The sequence below is a fragment of the Fischerella sp. genome (assembly GCF_013388695.1).
In the GTDB taxonomy this organism is placed as follows: domain Bacteria; phylum Cyanobacteriota; class Cyanobacteriia; order Cyanobacteriales; family Nostocaceae; genus PCC9605.
Map to the genome: position 1 here is coordinate 1 of NZ_JACAEU010000031.1, position 25,918 is coordinate 25,918.

Annotated in this window: 33 protein-coding genes, 1 rRNA gene and 1 pseudogene; 31 read left to right on the top strand and 4 right to left on the bottom strand. The window is 43.7% G+C overall.

Annotated features, from left to right (window positions below):
• Positions 1-84 precede the first annotated feature (84 nt).
• A 5S ribosomal RNA gene (gene rrf, locus HXY43_RS05255) occupies positions 85-202 on the top strand.
• Between the two features lie 162 nt (positions 203-364).
• Here rrf and HXY43_RS05260 read toward each other — a convergent pair.
• Positions 365-706, bottom strand: a pseudogene (locus tag HXY43_RS05260) (serine/threonine protein kinase); the annotation flags it as partial.
• A gap of 412 nt (positions 707-1,118) precedes the next feature.
• Between HXY43_RS05260 and HXY43_RS05265 the strand changes: the two are divergent.
• The 7 genes from HXY43_RS05265 to HXY43_RS05295 all read left to right on the top strand — a co-directional run bounded on the left by HXY43_RS05265 (position 1,119) and on the right by HXY43_RS05295 (position 9,808).
• Complete coding sequence (locus tag HXY43_RS05265; RefSeq protein WP_290880824.1) at positions 1,119-1,769, top strand: FHA domain-containing protein; 651 nt, start codon at positions 1,119-1,121, stop codon at positions 1,767-1,769.
• A gap of 158 nt (positions 1,770-1,927) precedes the next feature.
• Positions 1,928-3,916, top strand: a complete 1,989-nt coding sequence (locus HXY43_RS05270) for an FHA domain-containing protein (protein ID WP_290880827.1) — start codon at positions 1,928-1,930, stop codon at positions 3,914-3,916.
• Positions 3,917-4,160: 244 nt separating this feature from the next.
• Entirely contained in the window at positions 4,161-4,859 is a 699-nt protein-coding gene (locus tag HXY43_RS05275) for a GDSL-type esterase/lipase family protein (protein WP_290880830.1), read from the top strand.
• Between the two features lie 75 nt (positions 4,860-4,934).
• A complete protein-coding gene (locus tag HXY43_RS05280; RefSeq protein WP_290880833.1) occupies positions 4,935-5,369 on the top strand; it encodes a hypothetical protein in 435 nt (144 codons plus the stop codon).
• A gap of 588 nt (positions 5,370-5,957) precedes the next feature.
• Positions 5,958-8,141 (top strand): cation:proton antiporter, encoded by a 2,184-nt coding sequence (locus HXY43_RS05285; RefSeq protein WP_290880837.1) that lies wholly within the window; start codon positions 5,958-5,960, stop codon positions 8,139-8,141.
• Between the two features lie 151 nt (positions 8,142-8,292).
• Positions 8,293-8,781, top strand: a complete 489-nt coding sequence (locus HXY43_RS05290) for a hypothetical protein (RefSeq protein WP_367161463.1) — start codon at positions 8,293-8,295, stop codon at positions 8,779-8,781.
• A gap of 40 nt (positions 8,782-8,821) precedes the next feature.
• The gene (locus HXY43_RS05295; RefSeq protein WP_290880843.1) at positions 8,822-9,808 is read left to right on the top strand and encodes an AMIN domain-containing protein; all 987 of its coding nucleotides are present in this window, start codon (positions 8,822-8,824) and stop codon (positions 9,806-9,808) included.
• Positions 9,809-9,899: 91 nt separating this feature from the next.
• Here HXY43_RS05295 and HXY43_RS05300 read toward each other — a convergent pair whose 3' ends face one another.
• Positions 9,900-10,436 (bottom strand): DUF3172 domain-containing protein, encoded by a 537-nt coding sequence (locus tag HXY43_RS05300; RefSeq protein ID WP_026732549.1) that lies wholly within the window; start codon positions 10,434-10,436, stop codon positions 9,900-9,902.
• A 427-nt stretch (positions 10,437-10,863) separates the two neighbouring features.
• On the opposite strand from HXY43_RS05300, the gene HXY43_RS05305 reads away from it, so the two are divergent.
• The 3 genes from HXY43_RS05305 (at position 10,864) to HXY43_RS05315 (ending at position 13,053) form a co-directional block, all read left to right on the top strand.
• Positions 10,864-11,691, top strand: coding sequence for an ABC transporter permease (locus HXY43_RS05305; RefSeq protein ID WP_026732548.1), 828 nt, complete (start codon positions 10,864-10,866; stop codon positions 11,689-11,691).
• A gap of 197 nt (positions 11,692-11,888) precedes the next feature.
• Positions 11,889-12,350, top strand: coding sequence for a hypothetical protein (locus HXY43_RS05310; protein ID WP_026732547.1), 462 nt, complete (start codon positions 11,889-11,891; stop codon positions 12,348-12,350).
• A 229-nt stretch (positions 12,351-12,579) separates the two neighbouring features.
• On the top strand, positions 12,580-13,053 hold the full coding sequence (locus HXY43_RS05315) for a GNAT family N-acetyltransferase (protein ID WP_290880848.1): 474 nt from the start codon (positions 12,580-12,582) through the stop codon (positions 13,051-13,053).
• Positions 13,054-13,109: 56 nt separating this feature from the next.
• Here HXY43_RS05315 and HXY43_RS05320 read toward each other — a convergent pair whose 3' ends face one another.
• Complete coding sequence (locus HXY43_RS05320) at positions 13,110-13,586, bottom strand: NAD(P)H-quinone oxidoreductase subunit N (protein ID WP_290880851.1); 477 nt, start codon at positions 13,584-13,586, stop codon at positions 13,110-13,112.
• Positions 13,587-14,062: 476 nt separating this feature from the next.
• Positions 14,063-14,209 (bottom strand): hypothetical protein, encoded by a 147-nt coding sequence (locus HXY43_RS05325; protein ID WP_290880855.1) that lies wholly within the window; start codon positions 14,207-14,209, stop codon positions 14,063-14,065.
• A 287-nt stretch (positions 14,210-14,496) separates the two neighbouring features.
• Here HXY43_RS05325 and rplC point away from each other — a divergent pair, with 287 nt between their 5' ends.
• The 20 genes from rplC (at position 14,497) to HXY43_RS05425 (ending at position 25,902) form a co-directional block, all read left to right on the top strand.
• Positions 14,497-15,129, top strand: coding sequence for a 50S ribosomal protein L3 (rplC, locus tag HXY43_RS05330; RefSeq protein WP_026732544.1), 633 nt, complete (start codon positions 14,497-14,499; stop codon positions 15,127-15,129).
• Between the two features lie 107 nt (positions 15,130-15,236).
• On the top strand, positions 15,237-15,869 hold the full coding sequence (gene rplD / locus HXY43_RS05335) for a 50S ribosomal protein L4 (RefSeq protein ID WP_026732543.1): 633 nt from the start codon (positions 15,237-15,239) through the stop codon (positions 15,867-15,869).
• The gene (locus HXY43_RS05340) at positions 15,862-16,176 is read left to right on the top strand and encodes a 50S ribosomal protein L23 (protein WP_026732542.1); all 315 of its coding nucleotides are present in this window, start codon (positions 15,862-15,864) and stop codon (positions 16,174-16,176) included. Before rplD ends, HXY43_RS05340 begins: the two co-directional genes overlap by 8 nt.
• A gap of 77 nt (positions 16,177-16,253) precedes the next feature.
• Entirely contained in the window at positions 16,254-17,117 is an 864-nt protein-coding gene (rplB, locus tag HXY43_RS05345) for a 50S ribosomal protein L2 (protein ID WP_026732541.1), read from the top strand.
• 96 nt (positions 17,118-17,213) lie between these two features.
• On the top strand, positions 17,214-17,489 hold the full coding sequence (gene rpsS / locus HXY43_RS05350) for a 30S ribosomal protein S19 (protein WP_026732540.1): 276 nt from the start codon (positions 17,214-17,216) through the stop codon (positions 17,487-17,489).
• A 73-nt stretch (positions 17,490-17,562) separates the two neighbouring features.
• Positions 17,563-17,925, top strand: a complete 363-nt coding sequence (rplV, locus tag HXY43_RS05355; protein ID WP_026732539.1) for a 50S ribosomal protein L22 — start codon at positions 17,563-17,565, stop codon at positions 17,923-17,925.
• Between the two features lie 52 nt (positions 17,926-17,977).
• Positions 17,978-18,730: a 30S ribosomal protein S3 gene (gene rpsC / locus HXY43_RS05360; protein ID WP_026732538.1), complete on the top strand. Its 753-nt coding sequence runs from the start codon at positions 17,978-17,980 to the stop codon at positions 18,728-18,730.
• Between the two features lie 170 nt (positions 18,731-18,900).
• Entirely contained in the window at positions 18,901-19,332 is a 432-nt protein-coding gene (gene rplP / locus HXY43_RS05365; RefSeq protein WP_026732537.1) for a 50S ribosomal protein L16, read from the top strand.
• Positions 19,333-19,335: 3 nt separating this feature from the next.
• The gene (gene rpmC / locus HXY43_RS05370; RefSeq protein ID WP_026732536.1) at positions 19,336-19,563 is read left to right on the top strand and encodes a 50S ribosomal protein L29; all 228 of its coding nucleotides are present in this window, start codon (positions 19,336-19,338) and stop codon (positions 19,561-19,563) included.
• A 6-nt stretch (positions 19,564-19,569) separates the two neighbouring features.
• Positions 19,570-19,818, top strand: a complete 249-nt coding sequence (gene rpsQ, locus HXY43_RS05375) for a 30S ribosomal protein S17 (RefSeq protein WP_290880873.1) — start codon at positions 19,570-19,572, stop codon at positions 19,816-19,818.
• Positions 19,819-19,899: 81 nt separating this feature from the next.
• Complete coding sequence (gene rplN, locus HXY43_RS05380) at positions 19,900-20,268, top strand: 50S ribosomal protein L14 (RefSeq protein ID WP_026732534.1); 369 nt, start codon at positions 19,900-19,902, stop codon at positions 20,266-20,268.
• Positions 20,268-20,618, top strand: a complete 351-nt coding sequence (gene rplX / locus HXY43_RS05385) for a 50S ribosomal protein L24 (RefSeq protein ID WP_026732533.1) — start codon at positions 20,268-20,270, stop codon at positions 20,616-20,618. The genes rplN and rplX overlap by 1 nt, the downstream gene beginning before the upstream one ends.
• A 122-nt stretch (positions 20,619-20,740) precedes the next feature.
• Positions 20,741-21,286: a 50S ribosomal protein L5 gene (gene rplE, locus HXY43_RS05390; RefSeq protein ID WP_290880877.1), complete on the top strand. Its 546-nt coding sequence runs from the start codon at positions 20,741-20,743 to the stop codon at positions 21,284-21,286.
• 20 nt (positions 21,287-21,306) lie between these two features.
• Positions 21,307-21,708 (top strand): 30S ribosomal protein S8, encoded by a 402-nt coding sequence (rpsH, locus tag HXY43_RS05395; protein WP_026732531.1) that lies wholly within the window; start codon positions 21,307-21,309, stop codon positions 21,706-21,708.
• An 89-nt stretch (positions 21,709-21,797) separates the two neighbouring features.
• The gene (rplF, locus tag HXY43_RS05400) at positions 21,798-22,346 is read left to right on the top strand and encodes a 50S ribosomal protein L6 (RefSeq protein ID WP_290880880.1); all 549 of its coding nucleotides are present in this window, start codon (positions 21,798-21,800) and stop codon (positions 22,344-22,346) included.
• A 2-nt stretch (positions 22,347-22,348) separates the two neighbouring features.
• Positions 22,349-22,711, top strand: a complete 363-nt coding sequence (rplR, locus tag HXY43_RS05405) for a 50S ribosomal protein L18 (RefSeq protein WP_026732529.1) — start codon at positions 22,349-22,351, stop codon at positions 22,709-22,711.
• Between the two features lie 161 nt (positions 22,712-22,872).
• Positions 22,873-23,397 carry a 30S ribosomal protein S5 gene (gene rpsE, locus HXY43_RS05410; protein ID WP_026732528.1) on the top strand — a complete coding sequence of 175 codons (525 nt, stop codon included), beginning with the start codon at positions 22,873-22,875 and terminating at the stop codon, positions 23,395-23,397.
• Between the two features lie 105 nt (positions 23,398-23,502).
• Positions 23,503-23,949: a 50S ribosomal protein L15 gene (rplO, locus tag HXY43_RS05415; RefSeq protein WP_026732527.1), complete on the top strand. Its 447-nt coding sequence runs from the start codon at positions 23,503-23,505 to the stop codon at positions 23,947-23,949.
• Between the two features lie 73 nt (positions 23,950-24,022).
• Positions 24,023-25,348, top strand: coding sequence for a preprotein translocase subunit SecY (secY, locus tag HXY43_RS05420; protein WP_026732526.1), 1,326 nt, complete (start codon positions 24,023-24,025; stop codon positions 25,346-25,348).
• Complete coding sequence (locus HXY43_RS05425) at positions 25,348-25,902, top strand: adenylate kinase (RefSeq protein ID WP_290880887.1); 555 nt, start codon at positions 25,348-25,350, stop codon at positions 25,900-25,902. Before secY ends, HXY43_RS05425 begins: the two co-directional genes overlap by 1 nt.
• The last annotated feature ends 16 nt before the right edge of the window (positions 25,903-25,918 follow it).

Genomic DNA, 25,918 nt, shown 5'->3' on the forward strand with positions numbered 1-25,918 from the left:
AGGGATTCTGTAAATTCAAAATTCAAAAATAGTTTCTTCACTTTTGACTTTTGACTTTTAACTTTTGACTTTCCTACAGGTTTTCCTGGTGTCAATGGCGCGGTGGAACCACTCTGAACACATCCCGAACTCAGTTGTGAAACGCTGCTGCGGCGACGATAGTTGTCGGGTTGCCGACCGCCAAAATAGCTCGATGCCAGGACTTATACTCCACACAAAAGCTTCCTCTTCATAAATAGAGGGGGCTTTTGGTTTTTATTATTTTTTGTATGCTTCAGCAAAGTTTAGAATTCGTTGTTTGCCAAAAATTACTTAAACAGCAAGACTTAATTCGACTTCATCCATCTAATTCATTCTCATCTAGTTACCAAAATAAAGATGTGATAAATGCGATCGCACCTGCCCATAAAATCAAACTAAAAGGTGCGCCAATTAAAATTCCGGCGATCGCCCAGCCTCTTTGATGCTCTTTGAAGTGTTCCACGCTGCGCCAGCGTCTGCTTTTCCAAGCCCATTCATTACCATTGGCACCAAGTAAGATTGTCATTACCCATCCAACAGATGGAAAAAAACATAACAATCCTATCCAGACTTGATTAGTCCACAACCAAAACCAAGGCATAAAAAATGCACCCCAATTCCAGCCAAGAATTTCATCTGGGACTTCTTCTTTTGAGTTATTGATACCGCAGCCTGAATTGTTAATCGCTATCTCAAACCTGCTGACTGTTTACAATTAAGCTTGTTTTTAAGTCAATATCTCTAGCTTAGCTAGCAATTATGAAAGTGGACTAAGAGATGCGATCGCATTTCCATTTGCAATTACAGATTCTCCTGATTGTGTAGGTGAATCAGTCTATAGGTGTATGCAGTATCATAAATGTTACTACTGTAAATGCTAATGTCAGAAGTTTTGCTATCAGTAACCCTGCAAAAATAGCAAATCTTTAAGAAAGCTTTCTTACCTCCTAGACACATCTAAGAATATTCTCAAGCTGAAATTTTTTCTTAAGTTTCATCTAAATTATGTTGTAATTAGTTGCTTGCACCTGGCTCATCGTGTTAGGAATCCCACAGGGAACAGTTGTATCTAAAATATAGGTTCCGGGGTGAGAACGATGAATGCACTTACTTTACAGTGGCACGATGCAGGTCAAGCCAAAACTCAGAAAATTTACGAACAACAGCCAAGCAAAAATCCTGGAACTGTCCGCATCGGTCGCGATCCACTCCGGTGCGATATTGTTTTGAGTCACCCTACCGTGTCAGGTCTACACGTAGAAATCTTTTTTCACACTCAGCAGCAGTGCTTTTTGATTAGGAATTTGCGAGAACAAAATCCCCCTATTGTGGATGGACAGAAACTATCTCAAGATGAGATGCCTCTAAGCGAAGGCAGTATTATCTATTTGGGTCAACAGCAGCTAAAAGTTACAGCAATCTCCGTCCCTGCTGCTAGCAGCGTTCCACCAACAATTTTGACACCACCGCAACCACACGCCATAAACCCCCAACCAGCAGCGCCTGTAGCACGACCACAACCACAAGTAAATTACACACCGCCTGTACAGCCACAACCACAGCAAGCTGGAGGACATCATTACCATTCACCAAGACCCCCTGCACAACTCCAAGGGCAGGAAGTTTATGGCTTACAGTGTCCTAGATGTAAGAAAATTTCCTCTTATAAAAACTTACTTTTGGGCTGTCAACACTGCGGTCATTCTTTACAGGACGCACCTAGTGTTTTAGTACCACCAAATAGTTAAGCTAGTCGCCATCAAATTTGCTCTTTTAGAAAGATGGGTCGATAAATTGACAGCTTAAATTTTAAAAATCTCATTTATAATTTCAATACCTTTTATATTTGACTTTTTTCTTCCATTATCGACTTCCCTTATAAAAATTCTTATGAATTCAAAGAATTATGAATAGTGGTTCTTTAGAAATTCAATTATCTTGGCAAGATCCAGTCACGGGAGAAAGGCGAGAACCAAGGTTACGGGTACCTATTGCCTTTGGTAGAGAATTTGCCCGTATGCCCGCCGAACTCAGGGGACAGCCCGTAGTCCGAATGGTACTTAACCACGATCAAGTTTCCCGCTTCCATGCCTTAATTGAATGGGAACAAAACCAGTTGGTAGTAACCGATCAAGGTAGTGTCAACGGTATCCACGTCAATGGTCAACGTCAAACACGGGCTGTTGTTAATAGTGGCGATCTTTTGCAAATAGGACCTTACGTAATTTCTGTAACCTTTGCTGCTGCACTTACTCCTCCTAGCCCACCTCCACCAGTCCATAGTGGCAATTCTGTCATCAACTTCAACCCTAGTACCAACCTTCCAGACCCCACTTTACCCCCACAACAACCCGTAATACCGACGGGTAGTAATTTCCCACCACCGCTGTTTCGGCAACAACAAATCCCCGTACAAGCGCTTCATGCTACGGGTTTGCCAGTCGATGAAACTGACTACCTCGCAGTTGGAGCAGGATTGGGTAGTTTTATTTGGGTGGATTTACTGAGAATATCGAGTGTGTCTAGTGACAAAATAGTAGCACTGGGTATAGACAAAGAGCCATATGCTCGTTACAAGCTTCTGTGTTTGAATTCGCAAATTCCTTTACATGAAAGACTGCGCTCCAATTCAGACTCTTGCCCTGATAATATTTGGGGCTGGCCTAGTTATGCTTTGCGGGAAGCTTGGCATGACTTCACTAAAGGCAAATTAAATGATGCCGTTAAATATCTATGGAAAGTTTTTGCTGAACCTACTTTTGCTGAAACTTATACCCCTCGTGCAGGAAATGTGTTTGATTCTATTGATCGAGAGGCAAAGCGCATTGGTTGGGACAAAATCTATCGCTTCGGACGAGTCCTGACAATTCGCAAAACCGATGATGGCAGATATTGTGTAGCCTATTCTCGCGGACGCGGAAATCATGCTTTTTTTGTCAGTCGTTATTTACACATAGCTACTGGCTACCCAGCACTTCAGTTTCTCCCTCATTTACAAGCTTATCGAGAAAGATACAAAGACTTTAAGTCGGTTGTGAATGCCTACGAAGACCATAACCATGTCTACCAACAACTAGAACACCAAGGCGGCAGAGTACTGATTCAAGGGCGAGGAATTGTTGCTTCCCGAATTGTGCAACGCATCTATGAAGCACGACAGAAAAATCCAAATATTTCTATTTTGCATTTAATGCGATCGCCCAAACCGCAAGGTAATAAATATGGCAATTCTCAGCGTTCGGTCAAGCACCATATTGAATTGCAACCGTTTAACTGGCCGAAAGCTTGTTGGGGTGGAGAACTGCGAGAAACATTGGAAAAGGCCCCTCCAGACGTGCGTAAAGAATTATTATCAAACAAAGTTTGGGGAGGAACTACCACCGCCGATCGCCTAGACTGGCAGCGCATTACAGATACTGGTATCAGAGAAGGTTGGTATAAAATTCAATTTGCTGTGGTAACGAAAGTAGAACAAGATGCTCAAAACCACATCATTACCTATATCGAAGACAAAGACTTTGGGGAAATTCAACTTCCTGCTGTTGACTTTATTATTGATGCCACTGGACTTGATGCCAAGGTAAAAGAAAGTCCTTTGCTACAAGATTTGGTGGAACATTACAACCTGCCCCTCAATCCCGTAGGGCGCTTGGCTGTTGCTAACGATTTTGAGTTAGTAGAAATGCGTAACGATAAAGGTAAAATATACGCTGCGGGAGCAATTACTTTTGGTGGATCGTATGCCGCTGTAGATAGTTTTCTAGGGTTGCAATATGCGTGCTTGCGCGCTGTTGATGGTCTTGCTGCTGCCCGTGCGCCTGGAGTGCATAGCTTAAACCCTGTCAGTTCTTTTGGGCAATGGTTAAAGTGGGTGTTTAATCAATCTCCTACGTAATCTTATAAGTGAATTGTGAAATTATTGTAAAGACAGTCAACAGCAGGATACTCGCAAGGTCAATATTAGTGTTTCACAACTCAAATTAGGATAGCTATCTACGATGCGCTTGTGTAAAAAGTGTGTAAAAGCCAATCAACAGCCCGAAAATCGGATACTCTGAAATGGTGTAGAAATGTATAGAATCTTGTAAAGATATAAAATATAGTTTTTTCAAATGCAGGTATTTTTAAAACCTTCCTCAATGCAACTGTCTACTCGATCAACCACAACTCAGCCTTTAAAGATTGTCGCACTGGGGGATAGTTTAGTATACGGATTCGGAGATCCAGATGGGGGTGGCTGGGTTGAACGATTGCGACGGCGGTGGATGTCACCCGATAATGTCGGTCACGTTCTTTATAATCTAGGCGTACGTGGCGATCGCGTCCAACAAGTAGCCCAAAGATTAGAAATTGAATTTCGTCACCGGGGTGAACTACGCAATCAAGTTCCCGACTTGATTATTCTCTCGGTAGGAATCAATGATTCAGCACGATTGGGTCGTCCTAATGGACGGAATTATACAGAATTTGCCGTTTTTGAAGCACAAATCGCTTCTCTACTGGAGATGGCGCAGCAACTCTGTCCTGTATTATTTGTGGGTATGACACCAATCGATGAGGCAAAAATGCCGTTTCTCGATTGCTTGTACTACAATCACGCTGACCAGTATCACTACAAAGAAGCGACTCGCCTTGCTTGCCTCAAACGGAGAATTCCTTATCTTGATATCTTTCAAAAATGGATGGAACGCGGTGAAACATGGTGGTCTAAACGCTTGAGCAATGATGGTCTTCACCCCAACACACTAGGCTATCAAGCGTTATTAGATGATGTCATTAATTGGGAAGCGATCGCAACTTATCAAAGCAATCCTATTCCCATTAAGCATTATCACTAGACACTCAGGAAAAAGTCTGACAACAAAAGCATGAAAATTGCTTAGGCTTCTTCCTTCTGCTTTATATTCAAGATCATGACTCCAACTTTATTTGGTCGCTGGCAAACTCGATTACTATTGCTTGCAACTGTAGGTGTATTAGTTACACTACCCTTTGCAATTGGTGCGATTGGTTCTGGCCCCAGTGCAGTATATTTCTGGATACTTGGCTATGTTGCTGTATTTGGTCTGGTTTGGGATGTTGTCTACGATCAAATTCAGAAATACCGCTGGGACAGAGACTGGCCCGCAGCTTATCAATTGTTCGCTGGCATTTGGGAAATGCTGTTTGTGTGGTGTGGGTTGAAAGTCTTTCGCTTTTTACCAACACCGATTCCCAAGGAGGATTTATTGTGGGGTGTGTTTTTACAACACTACAGCTTGGTGTGGCTAGCGGTTTTTATTGCTTCGCAAAGCTTGATGCGGATTATATTTCCCCGATCGCGTTTCCGTGGAGGTCAATGGTTGTGAAGTTGCGATTTTTGTTGGGCGAACTGCACTTAGTACAAAATTTCATAAATTCGTAGCAAATCAAACTCGGAAAAACTCTGCGTACCTTCGCGCCGACTCTGCGCTCCTCTGCGTTAAAAAAAGCTACTATTTTATACAAAGCTGTAGTAAGTACGGGCATACGCCTACGGGAAGTCACTGCACGTCTACGGTGTAGGGTAGTATTTGAACATATATCTTTACAATCGGCTCAAAAAGTTGTCATAAAAATGCTTTGCTCCTAGCAAATAAAATTTTTACATTTCTTTATAAGTACCGTAAATTCTCTTAGTAAAAATATTAAATTAGTAACATATTAATTTTAATTAGATCGGTCAACTTAAAATAAGTCCAATATCCTCCAAACCCACTTTTTCCAAGAAGCCGGGTTTGTTTGTGGATATAGTTTTACTGTTAATTATTTCTCCTTACTTACTGCAACCATGTTGTAATAACAATTAATACCCAACCCAAGCGCAAATGAGGCTTGTGTAGTCTACAAAGGTTGACATATTCAAGCGATTTACAGAATCATCTTAGGAACACCGGATAGTCGCTTGTGAGGAAACTATGCACACAGTTGTTCTCGTTTTAATTGAGGTGCTGATTGTCATTGGACTGTCTCGGCTAGTAGGATTAGCATTCCGGTGGATTAACCAACCATTAGTAATCGGAGAGATTGTTGCTGGGATAATGCTCGGGCCCTCTCTGTTTGGCTTAGTTACTCCAGGGCTAGCAGCTACCTTATTTCCTCCTGAAACAGTTCCTTTCCTGAATGTTCTGTCTCAGGTAGGACTGATATTTTTCATGTTTCTAATTGGTCTGGAGTTAAACCCAAAATACCTGAGCGGTAATTTAGAAATAGCAGTTTTAACTTCACATGTCAGCATTTTAGTACCTTTTTCCTTGGGAACCCTGCTGGCGGTACTACTTTATCCTTTACTTTCTAATGCTAGTGTATCTTTTACTGCCTTTGCCCTGTTTTTAGGGGCGGCGATGTCGATTACTGCTTTCCCTGTACTGGCGCGAATTATTACTGAGAACAACTTGCAGGGGACACGCTTAGGAACATTAGCCCTGACTTGTGCTGCTGTAGATGATGTGACAGCTTGGTGCTTGTTAGCAGTAGCGATCGCTGTAGCACGCACCGGAAGCATTGCTAGTGCTTTTCCAACCATAGTTGAAAGCTTGGTATACATTGGCGTAATGGTAACGCTGGGACGAAATTTTCTCTCTCGTCTTGCTATCTACTATCGCCGTACCAAACGCCTCAACCAATTGGTTATGGCGCTCATTTACATTGGAGTAGTTGCTTCAGCACTGATTACAGAATTCATTGGCATTCACCTGATCTTTGGAGCATTTTTACTTGGGGCAATCATGCCTAAAAATGCTGGTTTAGTAAGGGAGTTAGCTATCAAAACAGAAGACTTCGTCTTGATTTTTCTCTTGCCAGTGTTTTTTGCCTACAGCGGTCTGCGGACGCAAATTGGCTTGCTCAACAGTCCCCAAGTGTGGCTGTTGTGTGCGTTGGTGCTAGCAGTAGCGATCGCAGGCAAGTATGTTGGTACATATGTAGCAGCTAGAGTCAGTGGTATTGAAAAGCGAGAAGCTTCGGCACTCGGTTGGTTAATGAATACTCGCGGTTTAACTGAACTGATAGTACTCAATATCGGCTTAGAGTTGGGAGTAATTTCGCCCTTGCTCTTTACCATGCTGGTAATCATGGCGTTAGTCACCACATTTATGACTTCGCCATTGCTGGAGTGGACTTATCCGAAAAAGCTGATCAGGCTGGATGTGGTTGAGGCTGAACCCGAAGCAGAAACAGGTACAGAGACCGTAGTCGTTAGTGAGATTACCGATCGTCCCTACCGAGTTTTAGTGCCAGTAGCTAATCCAGATACCCAAAAAGGTCTGGTACAACTAGCAGTGGCGATCGCAATTAATTACCAACAACCCGCTATTGTTAATCCCCTCAGCTTAATTGAACTTCAAGAAGATTATGCCTATGAGAGTACCCCTGTTGAAGCAAATCGACTCATCCAAGAGCGTCACCAACAGTTAGAAGAATTAATTCAACGCCTAGAACCATCAGCTGCACGCTCTTACGTGCATCCCATCGTTCGCATCTCCAACAATGTCGCCCGGGAAACTGCACAAATAGCCGCACTCGAACAGGCAGATTTAATTCTCGTTGGCTGGCACCGTCCAGCTTTTAGTAACAATCGCTTAGGCGGACGAGTCGGTCAAATTCTGACCACGGCAACGGTTGATGTAGCAGTGTTCATTGACCGAGGAGAAGGCCGCTTGGAGAGTTTGTTAGTTCCTTACTCTGCCAACATCCATGATGATTTGGCATTAATACTTGCTCTGAGACTACTTGTCAATCGCGATACTTGCCATTTGCAGGTATTACAGGTACTGTCAGAAAATCAAATCAAAAATGAATTGAGTTACGAGCTTCATACTCTCATGGAGCAATTGCCTCGCAGGGTGCGCGATCGCATTGACATTAATATCATGGAAGCCGCAGAGCCGATCCAAGCTGTAGTTGCAGCTTCTCAAGGCGTTGATCTTACAATTGCAGGTGCAAGCCGTGCTTGGGGTATAGAACGCCAAACTTTGGGAAGATACACAGATGAACTAGCTATTCAGTGCCGTTCCTCGTTGTTAATTACTCGTCGTTATAGTCCAGTGACTTCTCACCTCGCTTCAGTGCTTACTGAAGTTAAGTCAGAAGTTGCAAGTTAGGGAATATGAATGGTGAATTATGAATTATGAATTATAAATAATTCCTGCATTCATCATTTATAATTCATCCTTTACCATCCCTATTTTTATGAATCATTTCAAATTTAAATCCTTAACATTTTATAGTGTGGCAATCTGTTCAGTCTTGCTATTGTTTAAAACTGTAACTGCCTATGGAGAAAAGAATCTCAAAGCGCCTCCTCCTATCAATGGCAGTTATCATCTTGTATTTAGAGACAAATTACCTGAATGCAATCAAATAGATGCTGTGACATTAAACATTCAACAATCAGGAATTTACTTGAATGGATTATTATTAACAGCAAATGCCAATGCTGAAAAAACGTTCACAGCTACAGATAACCCAAATCTCGCAGGCACATATAAAAATCAAAAATTAAATTTATCTGGACGAATACCTAGCGTTATCCTTGCTTGTAACATCGCAGATTTGCAAACACAAGTAAGAAACCGTCGTCAAAAGAATTCCGCTCAAAAATTGATCAGCTTGCAAATGCAACTAATAAACAGACAGGAATTCACCGGTCAAATAACTGTGAATGGTATTCCCAAAATCATTGCATTTACCGCTGTACCACAAAAAACTCAGAAACAATCTGAAAATTCCAAAAGCCATTGAATATACATACCCAACTGCTTTACTAACAAGGGATAAAATAATGGAAAAGCAACGAAAAAAAAAGCTATTTTCCCGGTGGCATAGTAAGCAATTATTGAAAGTTAGTTTATTTGGCATATATACAGTATTTGCTCTCGAAATTGGCAGTAGTAATGCTGCACCAGCATCAAGAGAAACTGGTAGTAGTAATGCCGCGCCAGCATCAAGATTAGAAGACTGGCGTTTTTACCCAGAAGGATTACAGCTAGAAATTACTCTCTCTGCACCTTCACAGCCACGCTACTTCTATCTTTCTCAACCTCCTCGCATTGTTATAGATTTACCAGGTACGAAATTGGGTTATGTTTCTACTCAACAGAATTATTCTGGAGCTATAGAAAGTATCCGCGTTTCGCAATTAAATGCAGATGTAACTCGCATTGTGATGGACTTGGTACCAGGGACTTTTGTAGATCCCAACCAAGTGCAATTACAGCCTGTCTCCTGGCAAAATCCTACGCGTTGGGTGATCCGTCCTATTACAGGTGGGAATAATACATCTTTAGGGCCTGTAAATTCTCTACCTTCAGGCAACCAGCCATCAACTCCAGGTTTATATAATCCACCTCCGCCTTCAGGCAACCAGCCACTAAATCCAGGTTTTTATAACCAATCACAACCTCCTAGCAACTTACCTCCAACTCCAGGTTTTTACAACCAACCACAACCCCCTAGCAACCTACCGCCATCTCCAGGTTTTTACAACCAATCGCAACCCCCTAGCAACCTACCCCCAGCTAACTCCAATTCCTCACAGCCACCCTTGGTGACTGTACCACCTCTGTCTCCTAACAATCCTTCTCAACCGCCTAATTCTGTACTTCCACCAGCTACTTTTCCCAACCAGCCTGGTAATCCCAACGGCATTCCTTTTTTTCCAACACCAAATTCACCCAATTACCCTGTCTCGACTCCTAACAATCAAAGCACTTATCCCAATTCAGGAGCAATTGAGTTTGGTCAACCGCTACCCAACCCCACCCGATAAACTTACGGAGTTAGTCATTTGTCCTTTGTCATTCGTCCTTTGTCAAAAGCTAATGACCAATGACTAATGACCAATGACTATTGACTCATATTTAAAATCTATCCGTTTCTATTGGGGGAGCCACTGCACCTGGTTCAGTGATAAAGAAGTTTTTAGCAGCCTCGTTTTGATAAATGCAATCAATATCAGGTTTTTCACCCAAATCACCTGTGTAGCCAAAGGTGTTCAAACGGTTTTTGCAATCTCTAACCTGATCGTTTGTCACCAGCTTGCGTTGCTCTAAAATTGCCCAGTTGTTGGTACGCAGAACGCATCCTGGACGCATACTAGGCTGAGAAACGTATACATTAAAGGGGTTGAGTGTTACAAAAAGTCTAGTGTCCATCACCATAGCGCTGGCTCCATACTGCACGCAAAGTTCAGGGTTTGGTGCTTTGGTATCAATGAATTCACGGGAAGCCACGTTGGATGGTGTAAATGTAGCCGTAGAACTAAAAGCAATACCAATCCCTATGCCCAAAACAAACACCCCTCCCAAAATTGCTATGGTGGTGAAATTGAACATAGGGGATTGGAAAAGAGAGGGTTTAGGAGTAGTAGTCGTTCTACCAACGGATTTTCGTCTCATTTTCGCTTCATTAACTTTAAGTTTTGGACAGCAGGGAGTGGTTTAACTTCCTCTCCTTATATATCAGTATGCCGATTCTTAGCTGTGATTGACTGCAACTTTATGTTTTAGTCATTAGTCATTGGTCATTAGCATTCGCTTGAAGTTTTCTAAAAAGTTTTACTGTGGCTTAGGAATCCAAGATGCATATCCTTCACTTAATTATATCTTGGCTAAAATAGGTTTTAAATTATACAATAAATTTTAAGTAATTTGAGTTGAACTTGCAAACTTGATGAAGTCAAAATCCCTGCTGAATTTGTTTTTTCATTTTTTGATTTTTGATTTGAATTAATCTATTTTCAATGCTTTTTATTACTTGTGGTAATTGAGTGTTAATAGATGTTAATTCATAATTAAGGAAATCTTGATATATAACTGCAAGAAAGTGATTTATCAGCGATCGCTATTTTTAGACAAGAAATTTAAATTTTCACAATTTCAAACCCTTCTAGCGGATATTCTCACTATTTTTTGGGGAGATTGGCTGGAATTACGTGTAAGAATTGCACAAGTGGCTGCATCTGGATTAGTATCTCCACTTATATACATTTTGGCATTTGGCTTGGGTTTAGGTAATTCTATCCGACCAGGTGCGGGAATTAGTGGTAGCTATGATAACTACTTGGAATTTATTTTGCCAGGAATGGTGGCTTTGTCATCAATGACTGTTAGTTTTGGGGGAACAACGTTTTCCATTTGTGGAGATAGACTCTTTACCAAAAACTTTGAGGAATTATTGCTTGTCCCAGTACACCCCCTAGCCTTGCATATCGGTAAAATGCTGGCGGGAGTAGTGCGGGGGTTGATGACTTCCGGGTCTGTAATTTTGGTAGCATTGCTGTTTACCGGCAATTGGAGATTTCTCCATCCCTTGTTTTTACTGTTGTTGGTATTAAATAGTGCTGTTTTTGCTGGACTGGGAGTCATTGTGGGGTTAACAGTGCGATCGCTCGAAGCAGTGGGACTCTACAATAACTTTGTGATTGTTCCCATGTCCTTCTTAGGAGCAACATTTTTCGACCCAAGTACATTACCAGTAGTTCTCAAAGCTGTAGTTTACTTGTTGCCCCTCACCTACGCCAGCATCGGATTGCGTGCAGCGGCATATTTACCATTGTCGCAGTTTCCTTGGTATAGCTTGCCGATTTTGCTAGTAATGGCGATCGCTCTTTCCCTATGGGGTGCTAATCTATTTTCGCAGCAGCAGGATTAATATTTTTTAGATAGTGGATAGTAGATAGTAGTTAGTGGTAAAAAGCCAACTGACTTAAAAAAGGGGTGTAGGGGAGTAAGAGTATAGGGGTGTAAGAAGGGTCATATTTTTATTCACCCTGATGTACGCAGTTCATAGAGGCTACTAACTACTAACTACTAACTACTAACTACTAACCACCACCAAAAACCGCAGACATGACTCAACTTTCTAATATCCGCCAACTATTGACAGATACCAAACTCGGTCTACTACCACACCTAGACGAACGTCTGAAAAGAATCGAAAAATCCTTTCAGGAACGATACAAAAACCTACAATTCCAACCTTATGACCTGCTATTTAGCGATTGTAATACTCTCGCAGCCAACGAACCAAGACCACTCATTACCCAATCAATTGCTCTCAAATTGTTCATGACAGCAAGTGCTGAAGATAAATTTGAACTTTTGCTACTTGCATCTGAATTACAGAACACGGTAGATGCCGCTATTTTTGAATGGAGTAACCGTGAATGGCATCAATTTGAAAAACCTTTGAAGCGACCGATAACACAAATTACAGGTGGTTTAGAGTCTGAATTTTTACAAAATCCCACTGACTCTTGTCGCATCACTATTTATCGAGAATTTGATTTAACTTATGTTTTAACTTTCTAGACAAAATAATAAATATAATTATTCAGTTTGTTTAGTAGTTAGTAAAGGTAGGGTTTAATAAATATTTTGCCATTGAGCCTATGTCATTGCGAGTTTATCTATGCGATCGCGGGAGAAATCCGCGATCAATTCTGATTTACGTCTAATGTGAATTGTCTGAACTTGCATTTAGCCACGCCAAATAGTCATTAGTCATTTGACTAATTACAAAAGACAAAGGACAAATTCAATGCAGATCCGTCCCGCTACACCAGCCGATGTAACTGCTGTTTTACCAATGGTTGCTAAGATTTGTGCATTACACGAATCTTGGGATGCAGCTAAATTTGGTATTCTTCCCGATCCAGAGAAGCGCTATGAAAAATGGTTGCAGCGTCTGGCTACTGATAAGCGCAGTGTATTTCTTGTCGCTGAGAATCAAGGGCGATTGGTAGCGTTCTTGGTAGCGACGGTGGAGCGAGAAATACCAATTTATCGCTTGCAGGAATATGCTGTTGTTCACGATCTCTGGGTTGAGCTGGAATACCGCCAGAATGGAATTGCGCGGCAAATGGTAATGCAAGCGATTGAACGCTTTCAGCAAATGGAAATTCAGCAAATTCGCCTGGATACAGCTGCTATTAATGAGGCGGCGCGGCGTTTGTTTGCATCCTGTGGATTTAAGATCAGCACTGTAGAAATGCTGATGGAAATTAGTGATTAGTCACTAGTCCTTGGTCACTAGTTATTAGCAAATGACAAAGGACTAATGACAAAGGACTAGCTAGCTAACAGAGTTTTTTCTAAAGGCATCCAACGGAAAGTGCGATCGCCACCCCTTTCAATCACAACTTTGACCCGTGTTTCCAATTTCGGCAAATTCGCTAAATACTCAATTTCCTGATCGGAAAGAATATGCCCTTCAATAATCCACAACACCAGTCCTTTTGACTTAGGTGGTAAATGCTCTAGCTGATAGTTAACAATTGGTGGTACATAGTAGACATAACCTACTGCCGCCCCACTACCTGTGCTTTTTTTACCAAGATGGGGAGGTCTAACTCCATGAACTCCTGTGAGATAGGCTGCCAAATCCCCCAGTCCCCTAGCGGTGATATGGAGGGTAGTATAGCCTGCTGCCCGCAGTCGGCGTCTGTACCGACCTTCAAAACCTCCTTCTAGAGGTACGTAAACACCAAGAGCGCCATTTTTTTCTAGATCGCGAATTAAAGTGTTACCAGTGGTAATTAGTGCCATAGATTTTTGTCCTATCCCACTTAGATATCTCTATTATTTACCGTTTACCTTTACATTAAGTTACACGATTAACTTATGGACAAGATTAGCTTCATCAACTCATTAGTCAATAGTCATTAGTCATTTGTTGGTGGTTAGTAGTTAGTGGTTAGTAGTTTACTACTCCTCCTACCTCCCCATCTCCCCATCTCCCCATAAATTTGTAGACAAAAATAAATATTTGATCTACACTATTGGATTGTGACCAATTAGAATGCCCTCTTATCTTCATTCCTAGTTGTTTTAGCATCCAAAGCTGATAGCTAAATTCCAAACGGGATTAGCTAGCTAGAATGGACAAGAGACTGGTAAACTATAAAAGCCTTTAGGTCAACTTGACAGGGTAAAGCTCAAAAATCAAGCCAACCCTGACTAGCAAAGTAAGCTCACTCTTGCAGCGCTAAAACAACAGGCAAACCTTAAACAATAGTTTAAGGTCATTGGAGGGGTAGAAACTGAGCGTTAATGTTGGTTTGTAGCATTGTGTAGCTCTCAGTTAATGGATACTGGGCATTTTGCTGCCTAAGTCCTACTACAAACAGGAAAGTGCCATAGCGATCGCTTAGATAAAAGCATTGCTGCACAAAGTACAAAACTCCAAAGCCTTGTATTTAATACAAAAGTTGTTCCTTCCTAGGTGGAAGGTTATTTTGCCTGTTTTGATCGCAAGTGAGTGAAATTTAAAGTGGATTCACCAAAAATTACAGACGCTTGGTGAAAAACCGGGGAAGTTGGAGCCGCTCTTACCTAAGCCGTTCCTGACTTCAGAGGTGCCGCTAACTAAGCGGAAAGATACTTTTAATAGTATCTGCACCAGTGTCTTGAAGAATCCTATTTCCAAGGAAAAAAATAGAAAGGAGAGCCAGTAACTGTGTCTGTAGGTATTCTCGGCACCAAACTGGGCATGACCCAAATCTTTGACGATGCGGGAGTAGCTATTCCTGTCACCGTCATTCAAGCGGGACCATGCACCGTTACTCAAGTTAAAACAAAACAGACCGACGGTTACTCCGCCATCCAAGTAGGCTATGGCGAAGTCAAGCCAAAGGCGCTGAACAAACCATTGTTAGGCCACCTAGCTAAATCATCTGCCCCAGGATTGCGTCACTTAAAGGAATATCGCATCGACAATTCCGGTGATTATTCCCTAGGTCAAGAGATTAAGGCGGATATTTTTAGTGCGGGTCAAACTGTAGATGTCATAGGTACAAGTATTGGTCGCGGTTTTGCTGGTAACCAGAAACGCAACAACTTCGGTCGCGGGCCTATGTCGCACGGTTCCAAAAACCACAGAGCGCCTGGTTCCATCGGTGCTGGTACCACTCCCGGTCGTGTCTATCCAGGTAAGCGGGCACCGGGTCGTTTGGGAGGTAGCCGCACTACAGTTCGTAAACTGACTGTAGTACGTGTAGACCCAGAACGCAATTTATTGCTCATCAAGGGAGCTGTTCCTGGTAAACCAGGAGCCTTGGTGGATATTGTGCCTGCCAAAGTAGTTGGTTAGTCATTAGTCACATTGGTTAGTTGTTGGTGGTTGATTGTTGGTTGTCTTTACCAGACAACAAACAACAAACAACGAACAACATAAATAATGACAAAGGACACTTAGAGATGTTTGAATGTGTAGTCAAAAATTGGCAAGGAGAGCAAGTCGGGCAAAAAAGCTTCGAGTTGCGGGTTGCCAAGGAACAAACAGCGGCTCATGTTGTGCATAGAGCCTTGGTTAGACAAATGACCAATGCTCGCCAAGGAACAGCCAGCACAAAAACCCGCTCCGAAGTTAGAGGAGGCGGTCGCAAACCTTGGCGGCAAAAAGGTACCGGTCGGGCGCGGGCTGGGTCTATTCGTTCACCGTTGTGGCGTGGTGGTGGTGTGATCTTTGGGCCAAAACCCAAAGAATATCATCTGAAGATGAACCGCAAAGAACGGCGTTTGGCATTGCGGACAGTATTTGCTAGCCGCGTTAACGATTTGATTGTGGTAGAAGAATTTAGCGAACAGCTATCACGTCCCAAAACCAAAGAATTGGTGTCAGCGATCGCTCGCTGGGGTGCCGAACCAGAGCAAAAAACACTGTTAATCTTGTCTGAAAAAAGCGATAACGTCTATTTGTCAGCTCGCAACATTGAGAATTTAAAGCTAATTGCCGCTGACCAGTTAAACGTTTATGATTTGTTGCATGCTGACAAGATAGTGGTGACGGCATCAGCCCTAGAAAAAATTCAGGAGGTCTACAGTGACTAACTTTGACCCTCGCAAACTTCCTGACTTAGTGCGTCGCCCAATTGTTACCGAAAAGGCGACCATGCTGATGGAGCAAAATAAATATACTTTTGAAGTTTCTCCAAAAGCGACCAAGCCAGAAATTAAGGCGGCTATAGAAAGTTTATTTGATGTCAAGGTCGTACAGGTAAATACCGCCAACCCACCACGCAAAAAGCGACGTGTTGGCAGATTCATTGGTTACAAACCTCAATACAAGCGAGCCATTGTCACAGTGGCAACTGGGGATGTAGACAAGATTAGACAAGTTCTATTCCCAGAAGTGTAATTAGTTAGTAGTTAGTAGTTATTAGGCTAACCACTAACCACTAACCACCAACCACTAACAGTTAAAAACTTTAAATTATGGGTACTCGTTCTTATCGCCCTTACACCCCCAGTACTCGCCAGGTCACAATTTCCGACTTCTCGGAAATTACCAAAACCGAGCCTGAAAAATCCTTAACTAAATCTATACATCGCGCCAAAGGTCGAAATAATCAAGGGCGGATAACCAGCCGTTTTCGGGGTGGCGGACACAAGCGGCTTTATCGCATCATCGACTTCAAACGGAATAAGCGTAACATTCCCGCTACAGTCACAGCGATTGAATACGATCCCAACCGCAACGCCCGGATTGCTCTTTTGCAATACCAAGATGGTGAGAAGCGTTACATCCTCCAACCCAATGGGTTGAAAGTCGGCACAACAGTGATTGCTGGCCCAGACGCTCCCATTGAAGATGGCAATGCCCTGCCTCTAGCAAATATTCCTTTGGGTACAAGCGTTCATAACGTAGAGTTGACCCCTGGTAAAGGCGGTCAAATCGTCCGTGCTGCTGGCGCTACAGCTCAAGTAGTGGCAAAAGAAGGTAATTACGTTTCCATCAAATTGCCTTCAGGAGAAGTCCGCATGATTCGGCGAGAGTGCTATGCCACCATCGGACAGGTAGGTAATATTGATGCCAGAAACTTAAGTGCAGGTAAAGCAGGTAGAAATCGCTGGAAAGGTCGTCGTCCTCATGTCAGAGGTAGCGTGATGAACCCAGTTGACCATCCCCACGGCGGTGGTGAAGGTCGCGCACCCATCGGTAGATCGGGACCTGTAACACCTTGGGGTAAACCAGCATTGGGTCTGAAGACACGCAAGCCCAAAAAACCAAGTAGCAAATTGATTGTACGTCGTCGCCGCAAGTCTTCTAAGCGCGGTCGTGGCGGTCGGGAATCGTAAATAGTTAGTGGTTAGTGGTTAGTAGATAGTGGGTAATAACTACTAACTACTAACTACTAACTACTAACAACCAACAACTAACAACAAATACTAGTTATGGGTCGTTCTCTTAAAAAAGGTCCTTTTGTAGCAGATCATTTGCTACGCAAAATTGAAAAGCTCAACGATAGTAACAGAAAAGAAGTCATCAAAACTTGGTCACGAGCTTCGACAATTCTGCCCGAAATGGTCGGTCATACCATAGCTGTTCACAACGGACGGCAACACGTACCTATTTACGTCAGCGATCAAATGGTAGGACACAAGTTGGGCGAATTTGCTCCTACACGTACCTTTAGAGGTCACGCCAAGGATAAAAAAGCAGGGAGATAGTTATTGGTTAGTGGTTAGTAGATAGTGGCTAATAACTACTAACTACTAACTACTAACAAAAATGGAGAAAACTATGGCTATTGATACTACTAATGAAGTAAAAGCGATCGCCCGTTATATACGCATGTCTCCCTACAAAGTGCGGCGGGTACTCGATCAAATTCGCGGGCGGTCTTACCGAGAAGCACTCATTATTCTGGAATTCATGCCCTACCGCGCCTGCGAACCAGTGTTGAAGGTTCTCAGAAGCGCTGCTGCCAATGCTGAGCATAATGCCGGATTTGATCGTGCTGACCTAGTTATTACTAAGGCCTTTGCAGATCAAGGCCCGGTACTAAAAAGGTTTCAACCAAGGGCGCAAGGTCGAGCGTACCAGATTCGCAAACCAACGTGTCATATCACTGTCGCTGTAGCTCCTGGAGCTGCGGCTGAATAAGTGCCTACACACAAATTAGAGCCTACAGAAAGAAATTTTAGAGGAAGCATTCGTGGGACAGAAGATACATCCGGTTGGTTTTCGTCTGGGAATTACCCAAGAGCATCAATCTCGTTGGTTCGCCGACCCTGGTCGCTACCCAGAACTGTTACAAGAAGACCATAAACTCCGTCACTTCATCGAAGAAAAACTGGGCAGATATGCTCAAAACAACGCGGGCATTTCAGAAGTGCGGATTGAACGCAAAGCAGACCAAATCGATCTCGAAGTACGCACAGCTAGACCTGGCGTAGTTGTGGGTCGGGGGGGACAAGGCATCGAAGCCTTGCGTACTGGACTTCAGAATCTCTTAGGTAGCAATCGTCAAATCCGCATTAACGTAGTTGAAGTACAACGTGTTGATGCCGATGCTTACCTGATTTCTGAATACATCGCTCAACAGCTAGAACGCCGCGTTTCCTTCCGGCGGGTAGTACGACAAGCTATTCAACGCGCCCAACGTGCGGGAGTACAAGGTATCAAAATCCAAGTTAGCGGTCGTCTCAACGGCGCGGAAATCGCCCGGACGGAGTGGACTCGTGAAGGTAGAGTACCTTTACATACCTTACGGGCTGACATTGACTACGCTTACTGCACAGCCAAAACTATCTACGGTATTCTCGGTATCAAAGTCTGGGTATTTAAGGGAGAAATTATTCCTGGACAGGAAGAAACACCTCCCCCACCAACAACACGGGAGCGTGAACCGCGTCGCCGTCAACAACGCCGTCGCCAGCAATTTGAAGACCGCTCTAACGAGGGATAGTTAGTGGTTAGTAGTTAGTGGTTAGTGGTAACGACTAACAACCAACCCTCCGGGTACTCTGCGAGAAGCCGCCCTGCGGGCGTCTACGCAGTCGCTCATGGGGGGAACCCCCAAGACCGCGCTGACTCACAACTAACAACCAACAACTAACAACCAACAACTAACACATCATGTTAAGTCCTAGAAGAACGAAATTCCGCAAACAACAGCGCGGACGGATGAAAGGTCTTGCCACCGCTGGCAGCACTTTGAATTTTGGTGATTTTGCCCTCCAAGCCCAAGAACCAGCTTGGATCACTGCTCGTCAAATCGAAGCTTCTCGTCGAGCTATGACTCGTTACATCCGTCGGGGTGGTAAAATCTGGATTCGCATTTTTCCAGATAAGCCTGTGACAATGCGTCCGGCTGAAACCCGGATGGGTTCCGGTAAAGGTTCACCCGAATATTGGGTAGCAGTCGTGAAGCCAGGGCGGATTTTGTTTGAAATAGCTGGTGTACCAGAAGCTACCGCCCGCGAAGCGATGCGTTTGGCTGCCTATAAGCTGCCAATTAAAACTAAGTTCATTTCACGCTCTGAGCAGGAGCCACAGGAGCAGGAGTAGGTTATGCCTCTTCCCAAAATTTCAGAAGCTAGAGAATTAAGTGACGAAAAACTGGCTGAGGAAATTCTTGCTGTCAAAAAGCAGCTATTTCAGTTGCGCTTGCAAAAAGCAACCAGACAACTAGACAAACCTCACCAGTTCCGACACGCCCGACACCGCCTAGCCCAATTGCTAACGGTAGAAGCAGAGCGCAAACGGGCTGCAAGTCAACCCGCGACAGAACAAGAGTAGGAGAGTATGGCAGTCAAAGAACGAGTTGGCTTGGTAGTGAGCGACAAAATGCAAAAAACGGTCGTAGTCGCCGTTGAAAACCGCGCTCCCCATCCCAAGTACGGCAAAATTGTGGTCAAAACCAGGCGCTACAAAGCTCACGACGAAGACAATCGCTGCAAAATTGGCGATCGCGTTCGTATTCAAGAAACTAGACCCCTGAGCAAAACCAAGCGCTGGCAAGTCACAGAAATCCTCAACACTAAAAATAACTAATGGTAATAGGTCATGGCTAATAGGTAATGGGTCACAAAAACAATTACCAATTACCAATTACCAAAAACAAGGAGATTAATTGTGATTCAACCCCAGACTTATCTAAACGTTGCAGACAACAGCGGTGCCCGCAAGCTCATGTGCATCCGCATTCTTGGGGCTGGTAACTGTCGCTACGGTTACGTCGGCGATAGAATTATCGCTGTTGTTAAAGATGCCCAGCCCAACATGGCTATCAAAAAATCTGATGTTGTCGAAGCGGTAATAGTTCGCACCCGCCACAATATTAATCGGGATAGTGGCATGAGTATCCGTTTTGACGACAACGCCGCAGTCATCATTAACAAAGATGGCAATCCCAAAGGAACGCGCGTCTTTGGGCCTGTTGCCCGGGAACTGCGTGACAAAAACTTTACCAAGATAGTTTCTTTGGCTCCGGAGGTGCTGTAATGGCAAGCAAGAAGGAGAAGCCGAAGTTCTACAAAATGCACGTTAAAACAGGGGACACCGTGCAGATAATTGCCGGTAAAGACAAAGGCAAAGTTGGCGAAATCATCAAAGCACTTCCCCAAGAAAGCAAAGTCATTGTCAAAGGCGTCAACATCAAAACCAAGCATGTCAAACCCCAAGCAGAGGGCGAATCTGGGCGCATCGTCACCCAGGAATACCCAATCCACAGTTCCAACGTGATGCTTTATTCCACTAAGCAAAACGTTGCCAGTCGCATCTGCTACACCTTCACTGATGAAGGCAAAAAAGTACGGATGCTCAAGAAAACCGGCGAAATCATCGATAAATAATAAATGATGAATGATGAATGATGAATTATGAAATAAATAATCAAACAATTCATAACTCATAATTCATAATTCATAATTTTTAATTCCCTGACCAAGACCAGGGACAATCAGGACAAAAAACTATGGCAACACGACTCAAAAGTTTATACCAAGAAACAATAATCCCGAACCTGATGAAGCAGTTTGGATATACCAACGTTCATCAAGTACCAAAGTTGGTGAAAGTCACCGTCAACCGGGGCTTGGGGGAAGCGGCTCAAAATGCTAAAGCTCTGGAAGCGTCTTTAACTGAAATTGCCCTGATCGCTGGTCAAAAGCCTGTAGTGACACGGGCGAAAAAAGCGATCGCAGGCTTCAAAATTCGTCAAGGTATGCCCGTTGGCATCATGGTGACTCTAAGAGGCGAACGGATGTATGCCTTCCTCGACCGATTAATCAACCTGGCTCTGCCAAGAATTCGTGACTTTCGCGGTATTAGTCCTAAAAGTTTTGATGGTCGTGGTAACTACACCCTTGGTGTTAGAGAGCAGTTGATTTTTCCAGAAGTCGAGTACGACAGCATTGACCAAATCCGAGGGATGGATATTTCTATCATCACCACAGCCAACACTGACGAAGAGGGCCGCGCCTTACTAAAAGAAATGGGAATGCCCTTTCGCGATCAATAAGTTCATTTAAAGAGGAAACGATGGCAACAAACGACACTATTGCTGATATGTTGACGCGCATCCGCAATGCCACTTTGGCGCGGCATCAAACAACACAAGTGCCATCTACGAAAATGACCCGTAGTATTGCCAAAGTGCTACGAGATGAAGGCTTTATTTCTGACTATGAAGAAGCAGGAGAAGGAATAAAGCGTAACTTGGTAATTTCCTTAAAGTACAAGGGTAAAAATCGCCAACCAATTATCACCGCCCTGAAGCGGATCAGCAAACCGGGTTTGCGTGTTTACTCCAACAAAAAAGAATTACCACGGGTATTAGGTGGCATCGGCATTGCCATTATTTCTACATCCAGTGGCATCATGACGGATCGCGAAGCACGTCGTCAGAACTTGGGTGGAGAAGTGCTTTGCTACGTCTGGTAGTCATGGGTTAGTTGTTAGTGGTTAGTAGTTAGTAGTAACAACCAAAAACTAACAACCAACAACCAACAAACAAACAACGAAGAAAAGTTATGTCTCGAATTGGTAAACGCCCAATTACAGTTCCTCCTAAAGTACAAGTGACCCTTGATAACTCCAAAGTTGTTGTCAAAGGCCCTAAGGGTGAACTTTCCCGCGAGCTTCCTGTTTATGTGACAGTCTCCCAAGATGGAGAAATATTGACTGTTACTCGCCGAGATGATTCGCGTATCTCAAGGCAAATGCATGGTTTGTTCCGCACTTTGGTTGCCAACATGGTTGAGGGAGTTTCCAAAGGATTTGAACGCCGTTTGGAAATTCAAGGGGTTGGTTACAGAGCGCAAGTGCAAGGTCGTAACCTAATCTTAAACATGGGTTATAGCCATCAAGTGCAGATTGCACCGCCAGAGGGAGTTCAGTTTGCAGTTGAAAACAACACCAACGTCATTGTCAGCGGCTACGACAAAGAAATAGTAGGTAACACGGCAGCTAAAATTCGTTCTGTTCGTCCACCTGAGCCTTACAAAGGCAAGGGTATTCGCTACGCTGGCGAAGTAGTAAGACGTAAAGCTGGTAAGACTGGTAAGAGTGGTAAGAAGTAAACATGAAGCTTACTCGTAGAGAATCAAAACAGCGTCGCCATCGACGCATCCGTGGTAAAGTTGACGGTTCTCAAGAACGTCCACGGTTAGCGGTATTTCGTTCGCACCAGCATATTTATGCTCAAGTGATAGATGATACCCAACATCACACCTTAGTCGCAGCCTCTACTGTAGAGCCAGAAGTCAAATCCAAATTAGCAACCGGGAAAAACTGTCAGGCTTCAACTGAAGTTGGCAAGTTGATTGCAGCACGAGCTTTGGAAAAAGGTATCACCAAAGTCGTCTTCGATCGCGGTGGTAATCTTTATCACGGTCGTGTTAAAGCCCTAGCTGATGCAGCACGTGAGGCTGGGTTAGATTTCTAAGTTTGTCATTGGTCAATAGTCATTAGTCAATGGTTAGTAGTTAGTAGTTGGTAGTTAGTGGTTAGTGGTTGCTTGCTTCCAACAACAAACAACAAATAACTTTCAAATGACAAATGACAAACGACAAATGACAAATGACAAATGACAAAGGACATTAAATAATGGCAACAAATCGTCGTAAAACTAACCGCGCTAAGAAAGAAGAAACAAACTGGCAAGAACGGGTCATTCAAATCCGACGGGTGAGCAAGGTAGTTAAAGGTGGTAAAAAACTCAGCTTCCGCGCCATTGTGGTTGTCGGTAACGAGCGGGGTCAAGTTGGCGTAGGAGTAGGTAAAGCTTCGGATGTCATCGGTGCTGTGAAAAAAGGCGTAGCCGATGGTAAAAAGCATCTCATTGATATTCCTATTACTAAATCCAACTCCATTCCTCACCCCGTTGATGGTACAGGTGGCGGAGCAAAAGTGATGATGCGACCAGCGGCTCCTGGTACTGGTGTAATTGCTGGTGGTGCAGTTCGTACTGTGCTGGAGTTAGCAGGTGTGCGTAACGTCTTAGCTAAGCAACTTGGTTCCAACAATCCTCTCAACAACGCTAGAGCCGCAATCAACGCCCTCATCGCTTTGCGTACCTTCTCTGAAGTTGCTGAAGATCGGGGTGTTGCTGTGGAAAATCTTTACATTTAAAAAGTCATTTGTCCTTAGTCCTTTGTCCTTAGTAAATGACAAATGACAAATGACAAATGACAAATGACCAATAACAAATGACCAATTTTGCTTAATTTATCGCTTATGAGACTAAATGATGTTCGCCCGCAAAAAGGCTCTAAAAAACGTCCCCGCCGTTTAGGTCGGGGTGTTTCTGCCGGGCAAGGTGCAAGTGCTGGTAAAGGTATGCGCGGTCAAAAAGCCCGCTCTGGTGGCGGTACTAGACCTGGTTTTGAAGGTGGTCAACAGCCATTGTACCGCCGCATACCAAAGTTAAAAGGCTTCCCCCTAGTTAACCGTAAAAAGTACACTACGATTAATGTAGAGAAGCTAGCCTCCCTCCCAGCAAATACAGAAGTAACTTTGACCTACCTAAAAGAAGCAGGTATCCTCACTGCTGTCAAGGGGCCATTGAAAATTTTGGGGGATGGGGAATTGAGCGTTCCGCTCAACGTGAAAGCAGCAGCTTTCACAGGTACAGCTCGTAGCAAAATTGAGGCAGCTGGTGGGAGTTGTGAAGTTTTAGAGTGAGCCAATACCAGAGCGCACCTAAGCGCACGCGGACTCTAGCCAGCGCCTGGTTCACTATCTAAGGTAGCCCTCTATGATCAGTCGAGATAAACCCCCAACAGCTCAAGAAACTTTTATGCAGATGGCGCAAGCAGCTGGGCTAAGAGGTCGGCTGCTTGTCACCGTCGGTATTCTCTTTTTAATTCGCATGGGTATACATATACCCATACCAGGAATTGACCGACAGCAGTTTGCTGCTGCAATTAATAGCAATAATCAGATATTCAGCTTTTTGGATATCTTTTCTGGAGGCGGACTTTCAGCATTGGGAGTCTTTGCTTTGGGTATTCTGCCTTACATCAACGCTTCAATTATCATCCAATTGCTGACTGCTGCAATTCCAGCTTTAGAAAACTTACAGAAAAATGAAGGTGAAGCTGGAAGGCGAAAAATTTCCCAAATTACACGCTATGTAGCTTTAGGTTGGGCGATTCTGCAAAGTGTTTTCTTGGCGGCATTCTGGCTGAGACCTTTTGCTTTGAACTTTGGGCCTATTTTCGTGATCGAGACAGCTGTCGCTTTGGTGGCTGGTTCGATGTTTGTGATGTGGGCATCAGAAGTGATCACAGAGCGTGGTGTAGGTAATGGTGCATCTTTGTTGATTTTTGTCAACATTGTGGCGACACTGCCAAAATCTCTCAGCGATACTATTGCTTATATCCAAGGCAGCGGTCAGGAAATCGTGCGCGAAAGAGTCGGTCCAGTAATTGTATTAGTCCTGGTTTTCTTGGCAACAATTATCGGTATCGTTTTTGTGCAGGAAGCAATTCGTCGCATTCCCATTATTTCGGCTCGCCGTCAAGTCGGTCGCCGTGTTTTTGCTGAGCAGCGTAGCTATCTCCCCTTGCGTCTAAATCAAGGTGGAGTCATGCCGATTATTTTCGCTGCTGCAATCTTGAGTTTGCCGCTGTTTATTGCCAATTTCACGAAAAATCCAGAATTGGCCAATATTATCAACACCTATTTGAGTCCCGGTGGTTCTCAGTCTTGGGTCTATGCCCTTGTCTATCTAGTTTCAATTGTTTTTTTCAGTTACTTCTATTCTTCTTTGATAGTAAACCCAGTTGATGTAGCGCAGAATCTCAAGAAAATGGGTTCTAGTATTCCTGGTATTCGTCCGGGTAAAGCTACTAGCGAGTATATAGAGCGCGTTTTAAATCGACTAACTTTTTTGGGTGCTATCTTTTTGGGTTTGATTGCAATCATCCCCACAGCAGTAGAAGGAGCTTTAAAAGTGCCAACCTTTAGAGGGCTGGGTGCTACTTCTTTGCTAATTTTGGTTGGTGTGGCGATTGATACGGCAAAACAAGTCCAAACCTACGTCATCTCTCAGCGCTATGAAGGAATGGTGAAACAATAGTGACGCGATTAATCTTCTTGGGACCGCCGGGTGCAGGTAAAGGGACTCAAGCTAAAGCTTTAGCTGATGACTGCAAGATTCCCCATATTTCTACGGGTGATATTTTGCGGCAAGCTTTAAAAGAGCAAACCCCTTTGGGCATTAAGGCTCAAAGTTATATGGATAGGGGTGAGCTTGTTCCCGATCAACTCGTGCAGGAAATGGTGGAGGAACGTCTGGGAAAACCAGATACTAACTCAGGTTGGATTTTGGATGGCTTCCCCCGCACGGTCAAGCAAGCAGCTTTTCTAGAGGAATTGCTGCAAAAGCTAGATCAAGATGGGGAAAGGGTAGTCAACTTGGATGTGCCAGATGATGTTGTAGTGGATCGTTTACTGCAACGTGGACGAGCTGATGATACTGAAGAAGTGATTCGCCGCCGTTTAGAAGTCTACCGCTCTGAAACTGCTCCCTTGATTGAATACTACCGCGATCGCCATCAACTACACACCATCGACGGCAATAAGTCCCTAGAAGAAGTCACAGCCGAACTTAAGAAGCTCATTTATTCCTAGTCTCGAATGGGGAAAT

Excerpts from the sequence above, each read along its gene's own strand:
- rplB (WP_026732541.1), top strand. The coding sequence starts at position 16,254 with ATGGGTACTCGTTCTTATCGCCCTTACACCCCCAGTACTCGCCAGGTC.
- rpsH (WP_026732531.1), top strand. The coding sequence starts at position 21,307 with ATGGCAACAAACGACACTATTGCTGATATGTTGACGCGCATCCGCAAT.
- HXY43_RS05270 (WP_290880827.1), top strand. The coding sequence starts at position 1,928 with ATGAATAGTGGTTCTTTAGAAATTCAATTATCTTGGCAAGATCCAGTC.
- rplD (WP_026732543.1), top strand. The coding sequence starts at position 15,237 with ATGTTTGAATGTGTAGTCAAAAATTGGCAAGGAGAGCAAGTCGGGCAA.
- HXY43_RS05280 (WP_290880833.1), top strand. The coding sequence starts at position 4,935 with ATGACTCCAACTTTATTTGGTCGCTGGCAAACTCGATTACTATTGCTT.
- HXY43_RS05295 (WP_290880843.1), top strand. The coding sequence starts at position 8,822 with ATGGAAAAGCAACGAAAAAAAAAGCTATTTTCCCGGTGGCATAGTAAG.
- rplX (WP_026732533.1), top strand. The coding sequence starts at position 20,268 with ATGGCAAGCAAGAAGGAGAAGCCGAAGTTCTACAAAATGCACGTTAAA.
- rplR (WP_026732529.1), top strand. The coding sequence starts at position 22,349 with ATGAAGCTTACTCGTAGAGAATCAAAACAGCGTCGCCATCGACGCATC.
- HXY43_RS05275 (WP_290880830.1), top strand. The coding sequence starts at position 4,161 with ATGCAACTGTCTACTCGATCAACCACAACTCAGCCTTTAAAGATTGTC.
- HXY43_RS05285 (WP_290880837.1), top strand. The coding sequence starts at position 5,958 with ATGCACACAGTTGTTCTCGTTTTAATTGAGGTGCTGATTGTCATTGGA.
- rpsQ (WP_290880873.1), top strand. The coding sequence starts at position 19,570 with ATGGCAGTCAAAGAACGAGTTGGCTTGGTAGTGAGCGACAAAATGCAA.
- rplO (WP_026732527.1), top strand. The coding sequence starts at position 23,503 with ATGAGACTAAATGATGTTCGCCCGCAAAAAGGCTCTAAAAAACGTCCC.
- rpsE (WP_026732528.1), top strand. The coding sequence starts at position 22,873 with ATGGCAACAAATCGTCGTAAAACTAACCGCGCTAAGAAAGAAGAAACA.
- rpsS (WP_026732540.1), top strand. The coding sequence starts at position 17,214 with ATGGGTCGTTCTCTTAAAAAAGGTCCTTTTGTAGCAGATCATTTGCTA.
- HXY43_RS05320 (WP_290880851.1), bottom strand. The coding sequence starts at position 13,586 with ATGGCACTAATTACCACTGGTAACACTTTAATTCGCGATCTAGAAAAA.
- secY (WP_026732526.1), top strand. The coding sequence starts at position 24,023 with ATGATCAGTCGAGATAAACCCCCAACAGCTCAAGAAACTTTTATGCAG.
- HXY43_RS05300 (WP_026732549.1), bottom strand. The coding sequence starts at position 10,436 with ATGAGACGAAAATCCGTTGGTAGAACGACTACTACTCCTAAACCCTCT.
- rplP (WP_026732537.1), top strand. The coding sequence starts at position 18,901 with ATGTTAAGTCCTAGAAGAACGAAATTCCGCAAACAACAGCGCGGACGG.
- rpmC (WP_026732536.1), top strand. The coding sequence starts at position 19,336 with ATGCCTCTTCCCAAAATTTCAGAAGCTAGAGAATTAAGTGACGAAAAA.
- rplV (WP_026732539.1), top strand. The coding sequence starts at position 17,563 with ATGGCTATTGATACTACTAATGAAGTAAAAGCGATCGCCCGTTATATA.
- rplE (WP_290880877.1), top strand. The coding sequence starts at position 20,741 with ATGGCAACACGACTCAAAAGTTTATACCAAGAAACAATAATCCCGAAC.
- HXY43_RS05310 (WP_026732547.1), top strand. The coding sequence starts at position 11,889 with ATGACTCAACTTTCTAATATCCGCCAACTATTGACAGATACCAAACTC.
- HXY43_RS05265 (WP_290880824.1), top strand. The coding sequence starts at position 1,119 with ATGAATGCACTTACTTTACAGTGGCACGATGCAGGTCAAGCCAAAACT.
- rplF (WP_290880880.1), top strand. The coding sequence starts at position 21,798 with ATGTCTCGAATTGGTAAACGCCCAATTACAGTTCCTCCTAAAGTACAA.
- HXY43_RS05315 (WP_290880848.1), top strand. The coding sequence starts at position 12,580 with ATGCAGATCCGTCCCGCTACACCAGCCGATGTAACTGCTGTTTTACCA.